19 protein-coding genes are annotated in these 20,259 nt (G+C 69.5%); 14 read left to right on the forward strand and 5 right to left on the reverse strand.

What is annotated here, in order from left to right:
- The first annotated feature begins 128 nt into the window (after positions 1-128).
- The 12 genes from EV675_RS03620 (at position 129) to EV675_RS03675 (ending at position 13,434) form a co-directional block, all read left to right on the forward strand.
- Complete coding sequence (locus EV675_RS03620) at positions 129-1,121, forward strand: Bug family tripartite tricarboxylate transporter substrate binding protein (protein WP_130356038.1); 993 nt, start codon at positions 129-131, stop codon at positions 1,119-1,121.
- A gap of 119 nt (positions 1,122-1,240) precedes the next feature.
- The gene (locus EV675_RS03625; RefSeq protein ID WP_130356039.1) at positions 1,241-2,809 is read left to right on the forward strand and encodes a sulfatase family protein; all 1,569 of its coding nucleotides are present in this window, start codon (positions 1,241-1,243) and stop codon (positions 2,807-2,809) included.
- Positions 2,810-2,819: 10 nt separating this feature from the next.
- The gene (locus EV675_RS03630) at positions 2,820-3,587 is read left to right on the forward strand and encodes a FadR/GntR family transcriptional regulator (RefSeq protein WP_130356040.1); all 768 of its coding nucleotides are present in this window, start codon (positions 2,820-2,822) and stop codon (positions 3,585-3,587) included.
- Complete coding sequence (locus EV675_RS03635; RefSeq protein WP_130356041.1) at positions 3,584-4,504, forward strand: SMP-30/gluconolactonase/LRE family protein; 921 nt, start codon at positions 3,584-3,586, stop codon at positions 4,502-4,504. The genes EV675_RS03630 and EV675_RS03635 overlap by 4 nt, the downstream gene beginning before the upstream one ends.
- A 9-nt stretch (positions 4,505-4,513) precedes the next feature.
- The gene (locus EV675_RS03640) at positions 4,514-5,440 is read left to right on the forward strand and encodes a YncE family protein (RefSeq protein WP_130356042.1); all 927 of its coding nucleotides are present in this window, start codon (positions 4,514-4,516) and stop codon (positions 5,438-5,440) included.
- 30 nt (positions 5,441-5,470) lie between these two features.
- On the forward strand, positions 5,471-6,499 hold the full coding sequence (locus EV675_RS03645) for a 4-hydroxythreonine-4-phosphate dehydrogenase PdxA (RefSeq protein ID WP_130356043.1): 1,029 nt from the start codon (positions 5,471-5,473) through the stop codon (positions 6,497-6,499).
- 20 nt (positions 6,500-6,519) lie between these two features.
- On the forward strand, positions 6,520-7,692 hold the full coding sequence (locus EV675_RS03650) for an L-rhamnonate dehydratase (protein ID WP_130356044.1): 1,173 nt from the start codon (positions 6,520-6,522) through the stop codon (positions 7,690-7,692).
- A gap of 5 nt (positions 7,693-7,697) precedes the next feature.
- Positions 7,698-8,687 (forward strand): AraD1 family protein, encoded by a 990-nt coding sequence (gene araD1 / locus EV675_RS03655; RefSeq protein WP_087836626.1) that lies wholly within the window; start codon positions 7,698-7,700, stop codon positions 8,685-8,687.
- A 7-nt stretch (positions 8,688-8,694) separates the two neighbouring features.
- Complete coding sequence (locus EV675_RS03660; protein WP_130356045.1) at positions 8,695-10,137, forward strand: aldehyde dehydrogenase family protein; 1,443 nt, start codon at positions 8,695-8,697, stop codon at positions 10,135-10,137.
- A gap of 20 nt (positions 10,138-10,157) precedes the next feature.
- A complete protein-coding gene (locus EV675_RS03665) occupies positions 10,158-11,138 on the forward strand; it encodes a Bug family tripartite tricarboxylate transporter substrate binding protein (protein WP_242621322.1) in 981 nt (326 codons plus the stop codon).
- A complete protein-coding gene (locus tag EV675_RS03670) occupies positions 11,139-12,587 on the forward strand; it encodes a sulfatase family protein (RefSeq protein WP_130356046.1) in 1,449 nt (482 codons plus the stop codon). It begins immediately after the preceding gene.
- A complete protein-coding gene (locus EV675_RS03675; protein ID WP_242621323.1) occupies positions 12,577-13,434 on the forward strand; it encodes a cytochrome b561 domain-containing protein in 858 nt (285 codons plus the stop codon). The genes EV675_RS03670 and EV675_RS03675 overlap by 11 nt, the downstream gene beginning before the upstream one ends.
- Here EV675_RS03675 and EV675_RS03680 read toward each other — a convergent pair.
- Positions 13,431-14,375, reverse strand: coding sequence for a VOC family protein (locus EV675_RS03680; RefSeq protein ID WP_130356047.1), 945 nt, complete (start codon positions 14,373-14,375; stop codon positions 13,431-13,433). The genes EV675_RS03675 and EV675_RS03680 overlap by 4 nt on opposite strands.
- Complete coding sequence (locus EV675_RS03685) at positions 14,372-15,244, reverse strand: alpha/beta hydrolase (protein WP_130356048.1); 873 nt, start codon at positions 15,242-15,244, stop codon at positions 14,372-14,374. Before EV675_RS03685 ends, EV675_RS03680 begins: the two co-directional genes overlap by 4 nt.
- Before the next feature lie 220 nt (positions 15,245-15,464).
- On the opposite strand from EV675_RS03685, the gene EV675_RS03690 reads away from it, so the two are divergent.
- Positions 15,465-16,583 (forward strand): FAD-dependent oxidoreductase, encoded by a 1,119-nt coding sequence (locus EV675_RS03690; protein ID WP_130356049.1) that lies wholly within the window; start codon positions 15,465-15,467, stop codon positions 16,581-16,583.
- A 60-nt stretch (positions 16,584-16,643) separates the two neighbouring features.
- Complete coding sequence (locus tag EV675_RS03695) at positions 16,644-18,047, forward strand: MFS transporter (protein ID WP_130356050.1); 1,404 nt, start codon at positions 16,644-16,646, stop codon at positions 18,045-18,047.
- A 6-nt stretch (positions 18,048-18,053) separates the two neighbouring features.
- On the opposite strand, the gene EV675_RS03700 is transcribed toward EV675_RS03695, so the two are convergent.
- The 3 genes from EV675_RS03700 to EV675_RS03710 all read right to left on the reverse strand — a co-directional run bounded on the left by EV675_RS03700 (position 18,054) and on the right by EV675_RS03710 (position 20,253).
- The gene (locus EV675_RS03700) at positions 18,054-18,548 is read right to left on the reverse strand and encodes a MarR family winged helix-turn-helix transcriptional regulator (RefSeq protein ID WP_130356051.1); all 495 of its coding nucleotides are present in this window, start codon (positions 18,546-18,548) and stop codon (positions 18,054-18,056) included.
- Between the two features lie 63 nt (positions 18,549-18,611).
- The gene (locus EV675_RS03705; RefSeq protein ID WP_130356052.1) at positions 18,612-19,493 is read right to left on the reverse strand and encodes an alpha/beta hydrolase; all 882 of its coding nucleotides are present in this window, start codon (positions 19,491-19,493) and stop codon (positions 18,612-18,614) included.
- Positions 19,474-20,253 (reverse strand): GntR family transcriptional regulator, encoded by a 780-nt coding sequence (locus EV675_RS03710; protein WP_130356053.1) that lies wholly within the window; start codon positions 20,251-20,253, stop codon positions 19,474-19,476. The genes EV675_RS03705 and EV675_RS03710 overlap by 20 nt, the downstream gene beginning before the upstream one ends.
- Positions 20,254-20,259: the final 6 nt, after the last annotated feature.

Consider the following 20,259-nt stretch of genomic DNA (forward strand, 5'->3'; position numbering starts at 1 on the left):
CCGGGAAAGACAACGAGCCTTCTCGGCTGAATACGGGTTAACCCTGGATAGTGGGCGCGTTTTAACTGGTCTACTATCCGTACCAGCAGACCAGTTATCCGATTCCACCCGCAAGGACCTCCCCGCTCATGAGCCCCCGTCTTCCCCACATTCCGCGCCGCCGGTCGCTGGCCGCGCTGGCCGCCGGCCTGCTGCTGGGCGCGGCCGGCACCGCCGCCGCCCAGGACTATCCGCGCCAGCCCATCAAGCTGCTGGTGCCGTCGGTGCCCGGCAGCGCGCCCGACGCCTTCGCCCGGATCCTGGCGGAACCCTTGTCCGGCGGGCTGGGGCAGAAGGTCGTGGTCGAGAACAAGCCCGGCGCGGGCGGCCTGATCGCCATGGAGACGCTGGCCAAGGCGGAGCCCAACGGCTACACGCTGGCGATCGCCCACGACGGCAACATGGCGATCAACACCATCGTCTACAAGCAACTGCCCTACCGGCCCTTGCAGGATTTCACGCCGGTCTCGCTGCTGGGCTTCAACGAGTTCGTGCTGGCCGCCAACCCCACCCTGAAGATCAAGACCTTCGCCGAATTCGTGGCCTACGCGCGCGGCAGGCAGGGCAAGGCCACGTACGGGTCGGCGGGCGTGGGTTCGCCCAACCACCTGTTCATGGAGCAACTGATGCAGGCCGCCGGCATCCCGCTTTCGCACGTGCCCTACAAGGGCGGTCCGGCGGCGATGCAGGATCTGCTGGGCGGCCAGATCGACGTCATGCTGGTCGGGCTCTCGCCCGCGCTGCCGCACATCCAGGGCGGCAAGCTGGTGGCCGTGGCGGTGCCGCAGGCCGCGCGCTCGAAGATGCTGCCCGGCACGCCCACGGTGGCCGAGTCCATCCCGGGCTTCTCGACGCGCACCTGGTTCGGCCTGTACGGTCCGGCCGGCCTGCCGGCGGCCGTGGTCGAGCGCCTGAACCGGGAACTGCGCCGCGTGCTGGCCGATCCGTCGGTGAAGGACCGCATCGCCGCGCAGGGCATGGTGGCCGAGGCCGGTTCGCCGGCCACGCTGGCGGCCATGACGGAAGAAGACATCCGCCGCTACCGCCAACTGGCCGACGCGATCAAATTAGAAGCCAATTGAACCCACCCCTACGCGCTTCGCGCGCCCCTCAAGGGGCGGCACTGGCGGACCGGCAAAGCCGGATCCGCTGTGCCCTGGATCGGACCGCGCACTTCCGCGCGGCGTCATAGAGCATCGAAATGTCTACCCTGCGGCCTAATTTTCTGATCTTCGTGACCGACCAGCAGCGCGCGGACCACCTCGGCTGCTATGGCAACACGCAGGTGCGCACCCCGCACATCGACGGCATCGCCGCGCGCGGCACGGTGTTCGAGCGGTGCTACGTGGCCTCGCCGGCGTGCATGCCCAACCGCGCCGCGATCATGACCGGGCGCATGCCCGGCGCGGCCGGGGCGCGCATGAACGGCGTGCCGCTGCCGCTGGACAGCCGCACCTTCGCCGACGCGCTGCGCGAGGCCGGCTGGCGCACGGCGCTGATCGGCAAGAGTCACCTGCAGAACATGACGGACTTCCAGCCGTCCTGGCGCCAAGGCGAGGCCGCCGACCGGCCGCAGGCGCGGCGGGACGACCGCGACAGCCCGGCCTACGAGCAGGAGTCGGTGGTGCGCTGGCGGGATCCGGACCATGCCGTGCGCCTGCCGTACTACGGTTTCGATCACGCCGAACTGTGCCTGGAGCACGGCGACGAAGTGGGCGGCGCCTACGACCGCTGGTTGCATGCCCGCTGCCCCGAGGCCGACACGCTGCGCGGCCCGGACCACGCCCTGCCCGGCGGCAAGACGGCGGCGCCGCAGGCCTGGCGCACCGCGCTGCCCGAGGACCTGTATCCCAGCGCCTTCGTCCGGGACCGCGCCATCGACTGGCTGGAAGACCATGCGGCACGGGGCGGCCAGCCCTTCCTGCTGGCCTGTTCCTTTCCCGACCCGCACCACCCCTTCACCCCGCCCGGCCGCTACTGGGACATGTACCGGCCCGAGGACATCGAACTACCCGCGACCTGCGGGCCGGCCACGCCGGCCGACACGCCGCTCAAGCGCGCGCTGCACGAGGAACTGGTTGCCGGGCGCCGTTCCACGGCCGGCAGCCGGGTCATCGCCGTGACGCAGGACGAGGCCCGCGCGGCCATCGCGCTGAACTACGGCGCCATCACCTGCATCGACGACATGGTCGGCGCCATCCTGGCCAGGCTGCAAGCCCTGGACCTGGCGCGCGACACCGTGGTGCTGTTCCTGAGCGACCACGGCGATTTCATGGGCGACCACGGCCTGCTGTTCAAGGGGCCGCTGCACTATCGCAGCGTGATCCGCATGCCGCTGATCTGGGCCGACCCCCAGGCCGGCGCGGGCGGCCGGCGCGCCGATCTCGCCAGCGCGATCGACATCGGCCCGACCATCCTGGCGCGCGCGGGCCTGGCCGCGCCGCATGGGACGCAGGGACGCGACCTCGCCCCCGCCGCCGCGCCGGCCGCGGCGCGCGCCTCGGTCCTGGTCGAGGAAGAAGGCCACCGCCCCATGCCCGGCAGCGGCCTGCCCAAGGTTCGCACGCTGGTCACGCCGGACTGGCGGCTGTCGGTCCACGCCTTCGAGGAATGGGGGGAACTCTACGATCTGCGCGAAGACCCCGACGAACGCGTCAACCGCTGGGACGATCCGGCCTGCGCCGCCGTGCGGGCGGAACTGACGCTGGAACTGGTGCGCGCCATGGCGCGCCACGCGGACGAATGCCCGCTGCCCACGCGGATGGCCTGAGGAGACAGGTATGCTTACCGAACCAGTGGCCAAAGTGACAGGGATCACCCGTATGCAGCTTATTTCCCGTATCCCCGGCGATACCCCCAACATCACGCGCCGGACCATCCGCGACCAGATCAGCGACAAGCTGGCCTACATGATCCATTCGGGCCTGCTGCGGCCGGGCGACGAGCTGCCTTCCGAGCGCGAGCTGGCGACCACGCTGGGGGTGTCCCGCGAGACGGTCCGGGCCGCCATCGGCATGTTGCAGGCATGGCGCATGCTGGAGGTCAGCCAGGGGGCGCGCACGCGCGTGCTGGGGCCGGGCACGGTGGCGGTGCAGGACTCGGTCAGCACGCTGCGCGACCTGGGCGACCGCTCGCTGGAAGAAGTGGCCGAGGCGCGCGCCGCGGTGGAAGTACAGGTAATCCGCCTGGCGAGCCGCCGCATCACGCCCGCGCAATTGAACCGGCTGGACCGCCTGGTGGCGGACCAGGAAACCATGATGGACGACCCCGTCCGCTTCCAGATCTCGGACCAGGAATTCCACGAAGTGCTGTACCGCGCCTGCGGCAACGGCCTGCTGGCCGACGTGGTGTTCGATTTCTACGGCTACGCGCTGGAGCACCGGCGCCGCGCCTTGCAGCGGTCGGGCGCCATCGCGCACAGCGTGACCGACCACCGCGCCATCGTCGCCGCGCTCAAGAGCGGCGACCCGGAAACGGCAGTGGCCGCCATGCAGCGGCACCTGGACCAGGTCCACCGCACCACGCTACAGGAAATCGATCACTCATGAGCACTCCCGTTTCCCTGGACCCGCGCGCCGCGGGCCTGTTCGGGCCCGACAGCCGGCTCGAGCGCCTGTACACCGGCGCCACCTGGAGCGAAGGCCCCGTATGGCTGGCCGCGCGGCGCATGGTGTTGTGGAGCGACATCCCCAACAACCGCATCCTGGCCTGGGACGAGCGCGAAGGCGGACGGGTCTGGCGCGACCGGGTCGAGTTCACCAACGGCCACACGGCTTCGGCGGACGGTTCGCTGCTGCACTGCTCGCACGGCATGCGCGCCATCCTGCGCACGCGCTTCGACAGCGACGGCCGGCCCGGCGCGCCCGAGGTGCTGGTCGACCGCTACCAGGGCCGCCGCCTGAATTCGCCCAACGACCTGGTCGAGAAGCGCGACGGCAGCATCTGGTTCACCGATCCGCCCTACGGCATCCTGTCCGACCGCGAAGGCCACCAGGCGCCGTCCGAGCTGCGCGCCAACTACGTGTTCCGCTACGACCCGGCCACCGGCGCGCTGGACGTCGCCAGCGACCTTGCCGAAGAACCCAACGGCCTGGCGTTCTCGCCCGACGAAAGCGTGCTGTACGTGACCGACACCTCGGCAGCGCTGCGCCAGGACGGCGGCGGCAACCATCACATTCTCGCCTTCGACGTGACCGGCGGGCGCACGCTGGCCCGCCCCCGCGTATTCGCCGTGGTCGAGCCGGGGCTGGCCGACGGCATACGGGTGGACGAACGCGGCTGGGTCTACACCAGCAGCGAGGACAGCGTCCAGGTCTACCACCCCGACGGCACCCGCCTGGCCCGCATCCCCGTCCCGGAGAAGGTCGGCAACCTGACTTTCGGCGGCGCCGCGCGCGACGAACTCTACATCTGCGCGTCGACGTCGCTGTACCGCATCCGCCTGAACACGCACGGTCATTCCTGAGATCCCGCCATGAGCCAAGACATCCTTTTACTGGTAGAAAAATGTTCGCACTGCATCAGCTGGTACGACCCCGAGTCGGGCGAGCGGCTGCGCAGCCTGCCTCTTCCTGATTTCCCGCATGAGTTCGCGATCGACTCGGCCCAGCGCCATGTCTACGTGGGGCACTACGGCGTCGAGACCTCCGGCCACGTCGGCCCGGGGGGATCCGCGATCCTGCAGATCGATATTCGTTCGGCCCAACTGGTAAGGTCTATAGACCTGTTTCCGTTCAACCGCATCCACGGCATGCAGATGGACCAGCACGACCGGCTCTACGCGCTGAGCGAGGAAAAGGCCATGCTGCTGGTGCTGGACCAGCCCGACACCGACACGGCGCCCAAGCGCGCCATGCCCTCGGGCGGCGTGAAAAGCCATTTGTTCGCTCTGACGCGCGACGGCCAGACCGCCTTCAGCATGAACCTGCTCAGCCACACGGTGACCAAGCTGCGCCCCTGGGAGCCGCTGTCCCAGCCCGTGGCCTGCCACCCCGGCCTCAAGCCCGAGGGCTGCTGCCTGAGCGAGGACGAGCGCACGCTGTTCGTCAGCAACCGCTGGAGCAACACGCTGTCGGCCATCGACACCGACACGATGCAGGTGCGCCTGACCGTGCCCTCGCGCGAGGACGCGACCCGCATCTACCGCGCCGGCAACCGCCTTTTGGTGACGAACTACGGCGACCGCAGCGTCTCGGTAGTCGACCCCGCCACGTTGCAGGAAACGGGCCACGTGAAGATGGACGCGCGCGCCATCGCGCTGTCGCTCGACCCCACCCGGCCGCTGGCCTACATCTCGCAGGACGACGACCGCGTCGGCGTGCTGGACCTGCAATCGCTGCGCTTTACGCGCTTCATCGCCACGCAGCGCGAACCCGACGTCTCCCGGATCGTCCGGATCTGAACCCTTGACCCTCTTGATGGCTGACACTCCATGACTACCCCTCTTCGTCCCGTCGTCGCGCTTACCCTGGGCGACCCGGCGGGCATCGGTCCCGAACTCGTCGCCCGGCTGCTGTCGCGGCCGGACGTCCCGCGCCAGGCCAACATCGTGCTGGTGGGCGACCCCTGGCTCTGGCAGCAAGGCCAGCGCGTGGCCGGCGTGCGGGTCGAAACCCGCCCCGTGGAAGATTTCGCGCAAGTCCGCGCGCGTCCCGACAGCGGCGTGCCCGCCTTCCTGCCCATGGACACCGTGGACCCGGTGGACGTGATCGTGGGCACGGCGCGGGCGGCGGGCGGAAAGTCCGTGCTGCAAGTGCTGGACCGCTGCATGACCGCTGCCACGGGCGGCGAGATCGACGCCATCTGCTTCGCGCCGCTGAACAAGCACGCGATGAAGCTGGGCGGCCTGCGCCACGAGGACGAGCTGCATCATTTCGCCGAATACCTGGGCGTGACGACCTATTTCTGCGAGTTCAACACCATGGGCTCGCTGTGGACCTCGCGCATCTCGTCGCACATCCCCATCAAGGACGTGCCGCGCTATATCGACAAGGACCGCATCAAGGACGCCACGCGCCTGATCCACCGCTCGCTGCTGGCCAACGGCATCGAAACCCCGCGCGTCGCGGTAGCGGCGCTCAACCCGCATGGCGGGGATGGCGGCACCTGCGGGCGGGAAGAAGTCGAGATCATCGAACCCGCGGTGCGCGAACTGGTGGCCGAAGGCCTGCCCATCGAAGGCCCGTATCCCGCCGACACCATCTTCCTGAAGGCCCGCGACGGCCAGGTAGACGCCGTCGTCACCATGTACCACGACCAGGGCCAGATCGCGATCAAGCTGCTGGGATTCTCCAAGGGCGTGACGGTCCAGGGCGGGCTGCCCATTCCCATCACCACGCCCGCCCACGGCACGGCCTACGACATCGCCGGCCAGGGCCGGGCCGACGACAACGCCATCGCCAACGCCTACGCCATCGCCTGCCGCATGGGCCTGGCCCAGCGCCAGGCCGCCACCCGATAACTTCCTTTCTGCGAACCATCATGAAAATCCAATCCGTCCGCGCCCGTGTCTTCGAATGGAAGGGCAAGACCGTTCCGCCCCAGGCCAACTTCTGCTCCAACGCCATGGACGCCCTGTACGACCGCGGCGATTCCATGAAGACCTTCCGCTTCCACGGCTGGACCGTGGTCGAGATCGAGACCGACGACGGCATCGTCGGCCTGGGCAACGTCGCGCTGGCGCCCCATATCGCCAAGGCCATCATCGATCAGTACCTGGCCCCGCTGGTCGTCGGCCAGGACCCCTGGGACTACGAATACCTGTGGCAGCGCATGTACCGCTCCACGCTGGCCTGGGGCCGCAAGGGCGTGGCCATGGCGGCCATCTCGGCGGTGGACCTGGCGATCTGGGACATCCTGGGCAAGTCGGTGAACAAGCCGGTGTTCAAGCTGCTGGGCGGCCGCACCAAGGAACGCATCCCCTGCTACTACTCCAAGCTGTACCGGGGCGACCTGAAGGCCATGCAGGAAGAGGCGCAGACCTTCCTGGACCAGGGCTTCACCGCCTTCAAGATGCGCTTCGGCTACGGCCCCAACCACGGCACGCGCGGCGTGGCCGAGAACCTGAAGTCGGTGCAGGCCGTGCGCGAGGTCATCGGCTACGAGTCGGACCTGATGCTGGAGTGCTACATGGGCTGGGACCTGGACTACGCGCGCCGCATGCTGCCCAAGCTGGAGAAGTTCGAGCCGCGCTGGCTGGAGGAACCCGTCATCGCCGACGACGTGGACGGCTATGCCGAACTGTCGCGGCTGAGCGCCATTCCCATCTCGGGCGGCGAACACGAATTCACGCTGCATGGCTTTCGCCAGTTGCTGGACAAGAAGGCGGTGTCGGTCGTGCAGTACGACACCAACCGCGTCGGCGGCATTACCGCGGCCCACAAGATCAATGCGCTGTGCGAGGCGCATTCGATACCCGTGATCCCGCACGCCGGCCAGATGCACAACTACCACCTGACCATGAGCACGCTGGCCTCGCCCATGAGCGAATACTTCCCGCAGTTCGACGTGGAAGTGGGCAACGAGCTCTTCTACTACATCTTCAAGGGCGAGCCGGTCGCCAAGGACGGCTTCCTGCAGCTGGACGACACGCTGCCGGGCCTGGGCCTGACCCTGAACACCGATTATCTCGATCAATTCCAGATCAGCGAGTAAAGACCATGCGCGTCATCCAATTCATCGAGGACGGTCAGCTTTGCGTGGGCGTCGTGGCCGGCGACGACGAGATCGAAGTCAGCGGCGCCCGCGAGGGCGTGTACGGACTGGCCTTGCAGGCGGCCCGCGAAGGCGTGGCGCTGGAAGCGCTGGTCCGGCGCCTGGACTCGGGCCGCCGCGTCCGCTACCAGTCGCTGGTGGACGAGCGGCGCCTGCTGCCGCCGGTCACCCATCCCGACGCCGCCCGCATGCTGATCTCGGGCACCGGCCTGACCCACCTGGGCAGCGCCGCCTCGCGCGATGCCATGCACGCCAAGCTGCAGGAAGACACCAACCTGACCGACTCCATGAAGATGTTCAAGCTGGGCGTCGAGGGCGGCAAGCCGGCGGCGGGCCAGGCGGGCGCGCAGCCCGAGTGGTTCTACAAGGGCGACGGCAGCCTGCTGGTGGCGCCGGAGTGCGACTTCCCCGTGCCCGGCTTCGCGCTGGACGCGGGCGAGGAGCCCGAGCTGGTGGGCGTGTACGTGATCGACGACCAGGGCGCGCCGCGCCGCATCGGCTTCGCCGTGGGCAACGAATTCTCGGACCACCTGACCGAGCGCTTCAACTACCTGTGGCTGGCGCATTCCAAGCTGCGGCCCTGCGCGTTCGGGCCGGAACTGCTGCTGGGCGAGCCGCCCGCCGACCTGCGGGGCGCCAGCCGCATCGTGCGCGGCGGCGAGGTCCTGTGGGAAAAGCCCTTCGTCACCGGCGAGGCCAACATGAGCCACACCCTGGCCAACCTGGAACACCACCACTTCAAGTACCCGCAGTTCCGCCGCCCCGGCGACCTGCACGTGCACTACTTCGGCACGGCCACGCTGAGCTTCTCCGACCAGATCCGCACCGTGGACGGCGACCGCTTCGAGATTTCGCTGGACGGCTTCGGCCGCCCCCTGCGCAACGCCGTCCGCTTCGAGCCCGCGCCGGCCGTGGTCGGCGTCACGTCCCTGTAGAACCGACATGAACACACCCGAATACCATCTTTACATCGACGGCGAATGGATGCCGGGCGTCTCGGCCCGCCCCAACGTCAATCCCTCGGACACCAGCGACGTAATCGGCCTGTACGCCCAGGCCGACGCCGGGCTGGCGCACCGCGCCATCGCCGCGGCGGCGCGGGCCCGGCCGGCCTGGGCCGCGTCCACGCCCCAGCAGCGCTTCGACGTGCTGGACGCGGTCGGCAACGAACTGCTGGCGCGCAAGGAAGAGATCGGCCGCATGCTGTCGCGCGAGGAAGGCAAGACCCTGCCCGAGGGCATGGGCGAAGTCGCGCGCGCCGCCATGATCTTCAAGTTCTTCGCCGGCGAAGCGCTGCGCACGCCCGGCGACCTGCTGCCCTCGGTGCGGCCCAACGTCGGCGTCGAAGTGTTCCGCCAGCCCGTGGGCACGGTCGGCCTGATCACGCCGTGGAACTTCCCCATTGCCATCCCCGCGTGGAAGATCGCGCCGGCGCTGGCTTACGGCAACACCGTGGTCTTCAAACCCGCCGAACTGGTGCCGGGTTCGGCCTGGCTGCTGGCCGAGATCCTGTCGCGCACCGCGCTGCCCAAGGGCGCGTTCAACCTCGTCATGGGCGCGGGCTCGGCCGTGGGCCAGGCATTCGTCGACTCCCCCGAGGTGCAGGCCATCAGCTTCACCGGATCGGTGGCCACCGGCCGCCGCATCATCGCCGGGGCCGCCGCGCGCGGCGCCAAGGTGCAATGCGAGATGGGCGGCAAGAACCCGCTGGTGGTGCTGGACGACGCCAACCTGGAGCAGGCCGTGGAAACCGCGGTGCAGGGTTCGTACTTTTCCACCGGCCAGCGCTGCACGGCGTCGAGCAAGCTGATCGTGACCGAGAACATCCATGACCGCTTCGTGAAGGCGATGCAGGCACGCATGGCCACGCTGAACGTCGGCCACGCGTTGCGGGCCGGCGTGGACATCGGCCCGGTCGTGGACGAGCGCCAGTTGGCGCAGAACCTGTCCTACCTGGACATCGCCCGGCGCGAGGGAGCGCAGGCCATCACCGGCGGCGAAACGCTGGAGCGCGACACCACGGGCTATTTCCAAGCGCCCGCGCTGGTGGCCGGCACCGAGCCCGGCATGCGCATCAACCGCGAGGAAGTCTTCGGCCCCGTTGCCAGCGTGCTGCGCGCCCGCGATTACGACGAGGCCCTGCACCTGGCCAACGACACCGAGTTCGGACTGGCCTCGGGCATCTGCACGACCTCGTTGAAGTACGCCGCGCATTTCCGGCAGCACGCCCAGGCGGGCATGGTGATGGTGAACCTGCCCACGGCCGGCGTCGACTATCACGTGCCCTTCGGGGGGACCAAGGCTTCGTCCTACGGCCCGCGCGAGCAGGGCCGCCATGCGGCCGAGTTCTACACCACGGTCAAGACCGCCTACATCGCAAGCTGAAAACCATCCAGGAGACAAACATGCACTTCCCCACCCGCCACAGGCTGGCCCTGGCCGCCGCCTGCACGCTGCTAGCCGCGCCCGCCGTCCAGGCCCAGGGCAACTTTCCCAGCCAGCCGGTCAGGATCATCGTCGGCTCGGAGGCCGGCAGCGCGCCCGACGTGCTGGCCCGCGTGCTGGGCAAGGAACTGTCCGCGGGACTGGGGCAGGCCATCATCGTCGAGAACCGCGCCGGCGCCACCGGCACCATAGGCGCCAATGCGGTGGCCTCGGCCGCGCCCGACGGCTACACGCTGCTGATGGGCACGGTGTCCAACATCGCGCTGGCCCCATCCTTCTACCCCATCAAGTACAAGCCCACCGAAAGCTTCACCCCCATCAGCATGGTCGCCTCGGTGCCGCTGGTGCTGGTGGCGTCCCCCGCCACCGGCATCGCCAGCGTCGAACAGTTGCGCGCCAAGCTGAAACAGGCTGCCAAGGGTTCGTACAGCTATTCGTCGCCCGGCGTGGGCGGCCCCCAGCACCTGGCCGGCGTGCTGCTGGGCAAGCAGATGGGCACGGAACTGCTGCATGTTCCCTACAAGAGCGGCGGCGCGGCGCTGACCGCGGTGGCGGGCGGCGAGACCCAGATCGGCTTCGCCGGCATCGCCGCCGCCATCGGCCTGGTGCAGGCCAAGCGCGTGACACCGCTGTTCGTGACCGCCGGCCAGCGTTTCCCGCAATTCCCCAACGTGCCGTCGGCGCCGGAAGCCGGGCTGCCCGAGCTGGACGTGGACAACTGGCACGCGCTGTTCGCGCCGGCCGGCCTGCCCGCGCCGGTGCGCGCCACGCTGGAGGCGGCGGTGAACAAGGCCTTGCAGTCTCCCGAGGTGAAAAAGCAGTTCGAATCGCTGGGCGCCGCGCCCACGGGCAGCACCGGCAAGGAACTGGCCGAAAAAGTCACCGCGGAAACCGCGCGCTGGACGAAAATCGTCGACGACAACGGCATCAAGGCACAGTAGATGAAACCCTCCAACCTGCTGATCATCATGGACGACGAGCACAACAAGAAGGTGCTCGGCTACAACGGCCATCCCATGGTCCGCACTCCCAACCTGGACCGGCTGGCGGCGCGCAGCACCTCGTTCGAGGCCGCCTATTCCAGCTCGCCCATCTGCGTGCCGGCGCGGGCCGCCTTCGCCACCGGCCGCCACGTGCACGAGACGGGCTACTGGGACAACGCCATCGCCTACGACGGCCGCGTCCCGAGCTGGGCCCACGCGCTGCGCGACGCCGGCCGGCTGGCGGTGTCCATCGGCAAGCTGCACTATACCGGCGACGACATCGACGGCGGCTTCACCGAGCAGATCATCCCCATGCACATCGAGGCCGGGGTGGGCGACCTGTACGGTCTGATACGCGACCCGCTGCCCATCCGCCACCAGTCGGCCGACCTGGCCAAGAGCATCGGGCCCGGCGAAAGCAGCTATACCCGCTACGACCGCGACATCACCGACAAGACGGTCGAGTGGCTGCAGGCGCGCGGCCGGCAGCGCCAGGACCAGCCGTGGGTGCTGTTCACCTCCTACATCGCGCCCCATTCGCCGCTGATCGCGCCGCCCGAGTTCTACGCGATGTACGACCCCCAGGCCATCCCGCTGCCCAAGCGCGCATCGGGCCCGCTGCATCCCTGGATACAGGCCTGGAACGACTGCTATCGCTTCGACTCGCATTTCGAAAGCGACGAGCAGCGGCGCATCGCCATCGCCTCGTACTTCGGACTGTGCTCGTTCCTGGACCACAACGTCGGACGCATCCTGCACGCGCTGGAGACCAGCGGACTGGCCGCCGACACCCGCGTCATCTTCCTGTCCGACCACGGCGACAACCTGGGCTCGCGGTCGCTGTGGGGCAAGTCGACCATGTACGAGGAATCCGCCGGCATCCCCATGCTGGCCAGCGGCCCCGGCTTCGAGGCCGGCCGCAAGGTGCGCACGCCGGTCTCGCACGTGGACATGTATCCCACCGTCATGCAGGCGGCCGGACTGGCCTGCCCCGCGGGGCTGCCCGGCAAGTCCCTGCTGGAGATCGCCGCCGGGCCGGACGACGCCCACCGCACCATCCTGAGCGAATACCACGCGGCCGGTTCGGTCAGCGCCGCCTACATGCTGCGCCGTGGCCACCACAAGTACATCCACTACACCGGCTACGCGCCCGAGCTGTTCGACCTGGAACAGGACCCCGAGGAATTGCACGACCTGGCGGGCAAGCCCGAAAGCGCGCCGCTGCTGGCCGGGTTCGAGACGCACCTGCGCGGCCTGCTCGACCCCGAGGCCGTGGACCGGCGTGCCAAGCGGGACCAGGCAGCGCTGATCGTCCAGCACGGCGGCGCCGAGCGCATCCTGAAGCGGGGCGGCAGCAGCTACACCCCCATCCCGGGCGAAGAGGTCAAGCTGCTCAATGAACAATGACCCGCTCGGACGCGGCCCGCTGCGACCCGCTCCCGGCGTGCTGGCCGGGGCCGGCGCGGCGGCCCTGGTCGCACTGGTGGCGCTGGCCGTGCTGGCCTGGGTGGCCGGCTCCGACCCGCTGGCGTGGCTGCAACAGCCAATGGTAGACGGCCGGCCGCATCGCATCGACATGATCCAGGCCTGGCATGCCCGCGCGATGGTGCTGGCCTGGGCGGTCATGATCCCGCTGGGCATCCTGGCCGCGCGCTTCTTCAAGGTCACGCCGCGGCAGGCGTGGCCGGCGGCGCTGGACAACAAGTGGTGGTGGCATGCGCATCTCGCGCTCCAGATCGGCGGCGTGCTGCTGACCGCGGCTGCGGTGACGCTGGTCTGGCAGGTGTCGGGGTCGGACGAAGCACTGGCCCGCCTGCACCGCGTCTCGGCCTGGGCCACCTGCGCGCTGGCCGCCCTCCAGGTGCTGGGCGGCGTGCTGCGCGGCTCGAAGGGAAGTCCGGACGAACCGGGCGACCATTACGACATGACCGGCCGGCGCGTCGTGTTCGAAGCGGCGCACAAGCTGGCGGGCTATCTGGCGCTGGCCGTGGCGGCCGTGGCGATCGCCACCGGGCTGCTGCACGTCAACGCGCCGCGCTGGATGCCGGTGCTGATCGGCGCCTGGAGCCTGGCCTGGGCCGGCGCGTTCGCGTGGCTGCAATGCCGGGGCTGGTGCATCGATACCTACCAGGCGATCTGGGGCGCCGACCCGCGCCACCCCGGCAATCGCCGGCCGCCGGTCGGCCCGGGCATACGGCAACTGCGCGGCTCCGCCCATCGCGCGTGTCGGGGCGGGACGCCGCCGGCCGTCTAGGCCGTACCCAGCGCGTCTTCCAGCATCGCCAGATCGGCCGCCCCGCCCTGCGCGAACGCCACCAGGAAGCCATCGGGATCGACGGCCGTCAGGCGCCGCGCCGCCGGGGCGCCCACCAGGCATCCCAGCGACCGGAGCCGACCGGCGGCCGCGTCCAGGTCCGCGCCGCCGGCCACGTCGAAGCCGTAGTGGTGCATGCCGGCCACCTCGCCCTGGATGATCGCCAGTTGATAGGCGGTCGGATGCCCCGAGGCGCGCAGCAGGATGCCGCCCTGGGTGCGCGCCACCGTCTCCAGCCCCGCCACCTCGGTATAAAAGGCCGCCATGGGCGCCAGCGACGTCGTCGTCAGCACCACGTGCGACAGCCGCAGGGGCTGCATGACCGCGCCGGGCACCGGCCGGCGGTCGGGCTCGGCGTTCCAGCGCCGGTCGGTCGCGGGTGCCTCGCCTCCCGGCTTCCAGGTCGAGGTGATCAATGCCACGTCGCCATGCAGGACGGCACGCCAATCCTTGATGGTGTCGGCGTAGAACTCGTTGGTGTTGCCGTCGGGATCCTTCAGGTAGACGCTGTGGGCGATCTGGTGGTCGAGCGTGCGCGGCACCGCAATGCCGGCGGCGCGCGCGCGTTCGTAGGCGCGTACCAGCTCGGCCTCGGTGTCCATCTCCCAGGCGATGTGGTTCAGGTTGACCGCCCGCGCCGCCCCCCTGGCGATCTGCGTGTGGCCGTCGCGGCCCTGGCGCGCCTCGCTCGTGCGCTCCATCATGCCCACGTCGTGGGGCGTATGGCCGGTGCCCATGAAGGCGGCGCGCAGGCCGCTTTCGGTGAACTCCAGGTTCAGGCCGCAAACGTCGCGGTAGAAGTCGATGGACCGCTGCAGATCGGCCACGACGAGGTTCACGTGCCCCAGCCGGCGGGGTTGGAAGATGGCTCCCTGGTTCATTGTGGTTTTCCTGTGGTGAGGGTCGAAAGCAGGCGGCCGGCCGCGCGCGGCCACTCGCCGGCGGGATCGGCGCACGCTTCGTGCGAGGTGAAATGGTCGCCGGGCAGCTCCTGCCAGCTCACGCGGGCGCCGGGCTGTTCGGCCAGGACGCGGACGAAAACCCTGTTCTGTTCGCGGGTACGGGGAAAATCGTGTTCGCCCCAGGCCACATGGAAGGGCACGGTATTGCCGGCGGCGTGCCGCGCCGGACTCCAGTCATCCAGGTCGCCGCCCAGCGCGGCCTGCATCCTGCGGTCCGCCTCGGTGGCGGGCCGTTGCAGGAAATCCAGGTCCAGCGGCGCGCTGGACGGCAGGCAGGCCTTGATCACATCGCCCGGCAGCCCCGCGTCGCGGCACAGGTCCGGGCGCAGGGCCAGCACCGCGGCAAGATGGCCGCCCGCCGAATGTCCGCCCACCGCGATCCGGCCGGGGTCGCCGCCCAGCGCGGCGCAATGCCGGTGGACCCAGCGCAGCGCGGCCACGCAGTCGTCCACGATCTGCCCCATGCGCACGGACGGCGCCAGCCGGTACGAGGCGGAGACGAACACGGCCGGCATGGCAAGTACCGGCGGCGCCAGATAGCCCATCCATTCCTTGTAGCCGTTCATCCAGGCCCCGCCGTGGAAGTACAGCAGCACCGGCAGCGGGCCGCGCGGCGCAGCGGGCAGGTAGGCGTCGACTTTCTGCCAGTAGTCGCCGCCGTAAGGCTGGTCGGCCAGGACGCGGCACCGGCCCATGACATCAGCGGCCGCGGCCAGCGCGCGGCGGGCATAGTCGGCCGCGCCGGGGTGCAGCAGGGGAGGGAGTGCCGGCAGGTCGTCGAGCGCCATGGATGCTCCGAAAGAGGCGGTCCGTTGCGGGCCGCGATGGGGGACAAGGTAGCGCACGCACCAAATACATGCAACTACATTTGAATTTGAATTCGCTATTAATTAGTCATTAATTGGTGTTTTTCCTAGTCCCAATTTATTTAAATGTAATTGCATATATAAAACAAAGAGTCTAACTTAGCCGTCATGGCGAGAACCGCTCGCCCCCAGGAGTCAGCAGATGGCAAGGCGTCACGCAGAAATCTCCGGAGCCGGATTCGCGGGCCTGACCGCGGCGGCCGCGCTGGCACAGCGCGGCTGGTCGGTCCGCGTGCATGAACGGGCGGGCAGCCTGCGCACCGCCGGCGCCGGCATCTTCATCTTCGAGAACGGCCTGAAGGTGCTGCGCGCCATCGGCGCCTACGACGAAGCGGTGGCGGGCGGCCACCAGGCCCCGGCGCGCGAGACCCGCGACGCCCAGGGCAGGCTGCTGGCCCGCCTGAACACCAGCCAGGACGGCCGGGTCTACACCGTGGTCCGGCAGCAGTTGCTGGAAGCGGTGGCCCAGGCGGCGCGGCGGGCCGGGGCCGAGATCGTCATGAATTCCGAGGTGGTGTCGGCCACGCCGCGCGGCGAACTGACACTGGCCGGCGGCGAACGCGCCACCGCCGACCTGGTCATCGCCGCCGACGGCGTGAACTCGCGCATCCGCGATGCGCTGGGCCTCTTGAAATCGCGCGTCGCCATGGGCGACGGCGCCATCCGCGTGCTGATGCCACGCCACGGCGACGCCGTCGACTCCGCCGACGAGATCGTCGAGCACTGGTCCGGCAAGCGCCGGCTGCTGTACGTGCCCTGCGGCAAGCCATGGCTGTATCTGGCGCTGACGACGCTGCTGGACGACAGCGCCGGCCATGCCCTGCCGCTGGATGCGCGCGCCTGGGGTGCCTCGTTCCCGCACCTGCGGCCGCTGCTCGAACGCATCGGCACGCTGGGGCGCTGGGATCCGTTCGAGACCATCCACCTGCGCACGTGGTCGTCGGGCCGGGTGGCGGTGGTGGGCGATGCCGCCCATGCCCAGGCCCCCAATCTGGGCCAGGGCGGCGGGTGCGCGATGATGAACGCGCTGGGCCTGGCGGTCGCGGTGGACCAGGACCCCGACCTGGGCAGCGCGCTGCGGCGCTGGGAGGCACGCGAACGGCCGCTGACCGAACACACGCAGCGTGTCTCGCGCTTCTACGGCGCCGTGGGCCGGTGGCCGGAACGGCTGCGGTCCTTCACGTTCAACCTGGCCGGCCGTTCGCACTGGCTGCTCGAGCAGCGCATGCGCACCGCCCACCATTCCCCCACCGGGACCTGAAGCACGGCCCCGCGCCGCCCGCCCTCCCACCGTTCACGATCAACCCGACAGGGGATACGCATGGGTGTTTCCGATCTTTCCCTGGGCGCCGCGGCCGACGGCCCGCGCGCGACGCTCTTGACCAGCGGCCACATCATCGCCCGCATCGAGCGACTGACCGCCAGCAGCATGCAGATACGCGCGCGGCTGCTGGTGGGCATGGCCACCTTCTTCGACGGCTTCGACGCCATCGCGATCGCCACCACGCTGCCGCTGCTGATCAAGCAGTGGGGCCTGAGTTCGACGCAGATCGGCCTGTTGATCGCGGCGGCGGCGGTCGGCCAGCTGATCGGCACCTTTCTCTTTCCCCTGTACGCGCAGCGTCACGGCCGCGTGCGCGCCATCGCCTACAGCTCGGGCATCATCGGCATCACCAGCATCGCCTGCGGCTTCGCGCCCTCGTTCGAGGTTTTCCTGCTGCTGCGGATAATACAGGGCATAGGCCTGGGCGGCGAACTGCCGGTGGCCGCCACCTACATCAACGAGATCACCCGCGCCCACAACCGCGGACGCTTCGTGCTGCTGTACGAGATCATCTACCCCATCGGCCTCCTGGCCTCGGCCGCCCTGGGCGCGTGGCTGGTGCCGCGCCACGGCTGGGAGATCATGTACTACCTGGGCGGCGTACCCGTGGTCCTGATGTTCGTGCTGCCGCGCGTGATTCCCGAGTCGCCCCGCTGGCTGGCCGAAAAGGGACGGCTGGCCGATGCCGACACCGCGCTGGCGCGCTTCGAGTCCAGCGCCCGCGTGACGCTGGCCGAACCGGAAGACGCGCACCGCTACGACGCCATGCTCGCCTCCCATCCGCGCCGCACCGTGCGCGACCTGTTCAGCCGGGCCTATCTGAGCCGCAACGTCGTCGTGGCGCTGCTGTGGTCATCGTGCGGCTTCATCCAGTATGGCCTGTCGACCTGGCTGCCCACCATCTACCAGACGGTCTACAAGGTGCCGCTGCAACAGGCGCTGAACCTGTCGCTGGGGGCCTCGGCGCTGGGCGTGGTGGGCTCGCTGGTGGCGGCGCTGACCGTGGACAGGTTCGGCCGCAAGCCCGTCATCGTCGCCGCCTTCCTGCTGTGCGCCGTCACGCTGGCGCTGGCTGGTGCCCTATCGGGGCAAAGCATCTACGTCGTGGCGACGCTGTGCTCGCTGGCCTGGGGCTTCCTGGCCTGCGGCTTCATCATTTCCTACGTCTATACGCCCGAGATGTATCCCACCAGCATCCGCGCGCTGGGATGCGGCCTGGGCGGGACCTGGGTGAAGCTGTCTGCCATGATCGCGCCGATGATCGTGGCCGCGCTGATGGCCAAGGGCAGCATGGACCTGGCGTTCTACGTGCTGGGCGCCGTGCCGCTGCTGACGGCGCTGGCGGTGGCCTGGCTGGGCATCGAGACGCGCGGCAAGGTGCTGGAGCAGTTGCACGCCTGACGGTGGTCAGGCCTGGTCGCCGTCTTCCTGTTCCAGCTTCTGTACCTGTTCGAACAAGCGGCCCAGCAAGGCATGCAACTGCCGCTGCTCGGCCGGTTCGAGCACCGACGCGGTAACCTCGACGATCCTGCGCGCCTGCGGATCGAGCGCGTCGTACACCGCCACGCCCACCGCCGTCAGCCTGACCTCGACCACCCGGCCGCTGGCGGCGCTGCGGCTGCGCGAGGCGAAGCCACGCTGCTGGAGCTGGTCGACGATGCGGCTGACCACCGATTGCTCGATGACGGTGCCCTTGCAGATCTCGCTGATCGAGGCCACGTCCACCCAGCGCAGGAACTGCATGACGCGGAACTGCTGGATGGTCAGGTCGGTGGGCCGCAGGGCCTTCATCAGGCGCGCGTTCAGCCCGTTCATGAGCCGGCTCAGGGCATGCGGCAGGTAGCCTTCGGCCTGGGCCGGCGTGGCGAGCGGCGAACGGGACGAAGGGGGTGGCTGGTTCATGATGGCTCGGGCCCGGAAGCCGCTGATTATATAAGCGCCCCCCGCGCCACGGAACCCTGGCCGTCAGGCGCCGCGCCCGATCATCTCCAGCGTCGTTCGCGTCAGCGGACTATCCGGCTTCGCCAACTCGCACAGCAGGTTGAAGTGGTTGCAGTGCGCCGCCTCCACCCGCGTGACGTCCACGCCGGCCTCGAGGCACGCCGCCTCGTAGGCAGCTGTCTGGTTCTTGAAGCCGTCGGTCTCCAGCCCGCCCACGGCCGTGATCACCGGCAGCCCCCGGCGCGGCAACGAGAACATCGGGCTCAGGCGCTCGGCCTGGTCGGGATACAGCCGCAGCCATTCGTTGATGTTGATGTCGCACAGCGGCCGCAGGTCGAACAGGCCGCTCAGCGCCAGCACACCCTTGACCGCATCGTCGGGCACACGGTACTTATCCTGCCAGCCGGTGGCCGCCAGCATGCCGGCCAGGTGCCCGCCCGCCGAACTGCCGCCCACGTAAATGCGGTCGCGGTCCAACCCGTAGCGGTCGGCATGGTGGTGTATCCAGGCCACGGCCGAGCGCACCTCGCGCACGGTCTCGGCCAGCGTGCCTTCCGGCAGCAGCGTGTACTCGACCGGCACCACGGCCACGCCTGCGGCGTTGAACGCCGGCGCCATGATGGGAGCGTCCTCCTTGGTCTGCGAACGCCAGTAGCCGCCGTGGATGAACACGAACACGGGCGCAGGCCGGCGCGCGGCCACGGGCAGGAAGATGTCCAGACGCTCGGCCGCGCCCATGCCGTAGTGCAGGTCGCTTACCGCGGCGCAGCGCCGGCGCGCCACGTCGGCCAGCTCGGCGTACTCGCGCACGCAGGCGTCGAAGTCGGGCACCGAGGCGCGGGCGTTGTACTGCACGGCGCGCTGGGCCAGGTCGGCGAACAGCAGGTCAGGCTTCCTGGGAGTCATGCGAGGCAACATCCTTGAAAGGGGTGAAGCGTTCGATCAGCGCCACCGTCTTGCGGTAGTGCTGGGCCAGCAGCGCGACGGCGCGCTTGCTGTCGCGCGCCAGCGCGGCGTCCATCAGGTCCTGGTGCTCGCGGCCGACGTCGCGGCCCACGTCGCCCCAGCCCGAGCGGCCACGCAGCGTGGGGCGGCGGTAGCGTTCGGTCTGCGTGTACATCTGCACCGACAGCTCCATCAGCCAGCGCGAGCCACAGGCGGCGATCAGCGCGCGATGAAACTCCAGGTGGCGCTGCTCCAGCATCTCGCTGGCCTCGTCGTCGGGCGCCGGCATGTCGTGGACGCGCCGGGCGGCCAGGTTGAGCGCGTGGTAGGCCGCCACCAGGCGGGTTTCCCAGACGTCGTCGCCGTTCTTGAGCGAACGGCGCATGGCCTCGCAGTCGATCAGGATGCGGGTCTCGGCCGCATCCCACATTTCCTCGCGCGAGAACGGCGCGACCCGGAAACCGCGCGAGGCGGTGGACACCACCATGCGCTCGCTCTGCAGGCGATTCAGCGCCTCGCGAATGGGCGAGAAGCTGATGCCATAGCGCTGCTTCAGGAATTCCAGGCGCAGGGACTGCCCGGGCTCGATGTCCCCCGAGATGAGATCGCGCCGCAGCGAACGGTAGACCTGCTCGGCCAGGGTGATCTCCTCGACCTCGCCGTCCGGCGCATCGTAAGGCACTCCGGACTCCTGCCGGGTCGCCTTCACTCGTGGTTTCAACTCGCT

The sequence above is a fragment of the Pigmentiphaga kullae genome, assembly GCF_004216695.1.
GTDB classification, from domain to species: domain Bacteria; phylum Pseudomonadota; class Gammaproteobacteria; order Burkholderiales; family Burkholderiaceae_B; genus Pigmentiphaga; species Pigmentiphaga kullae.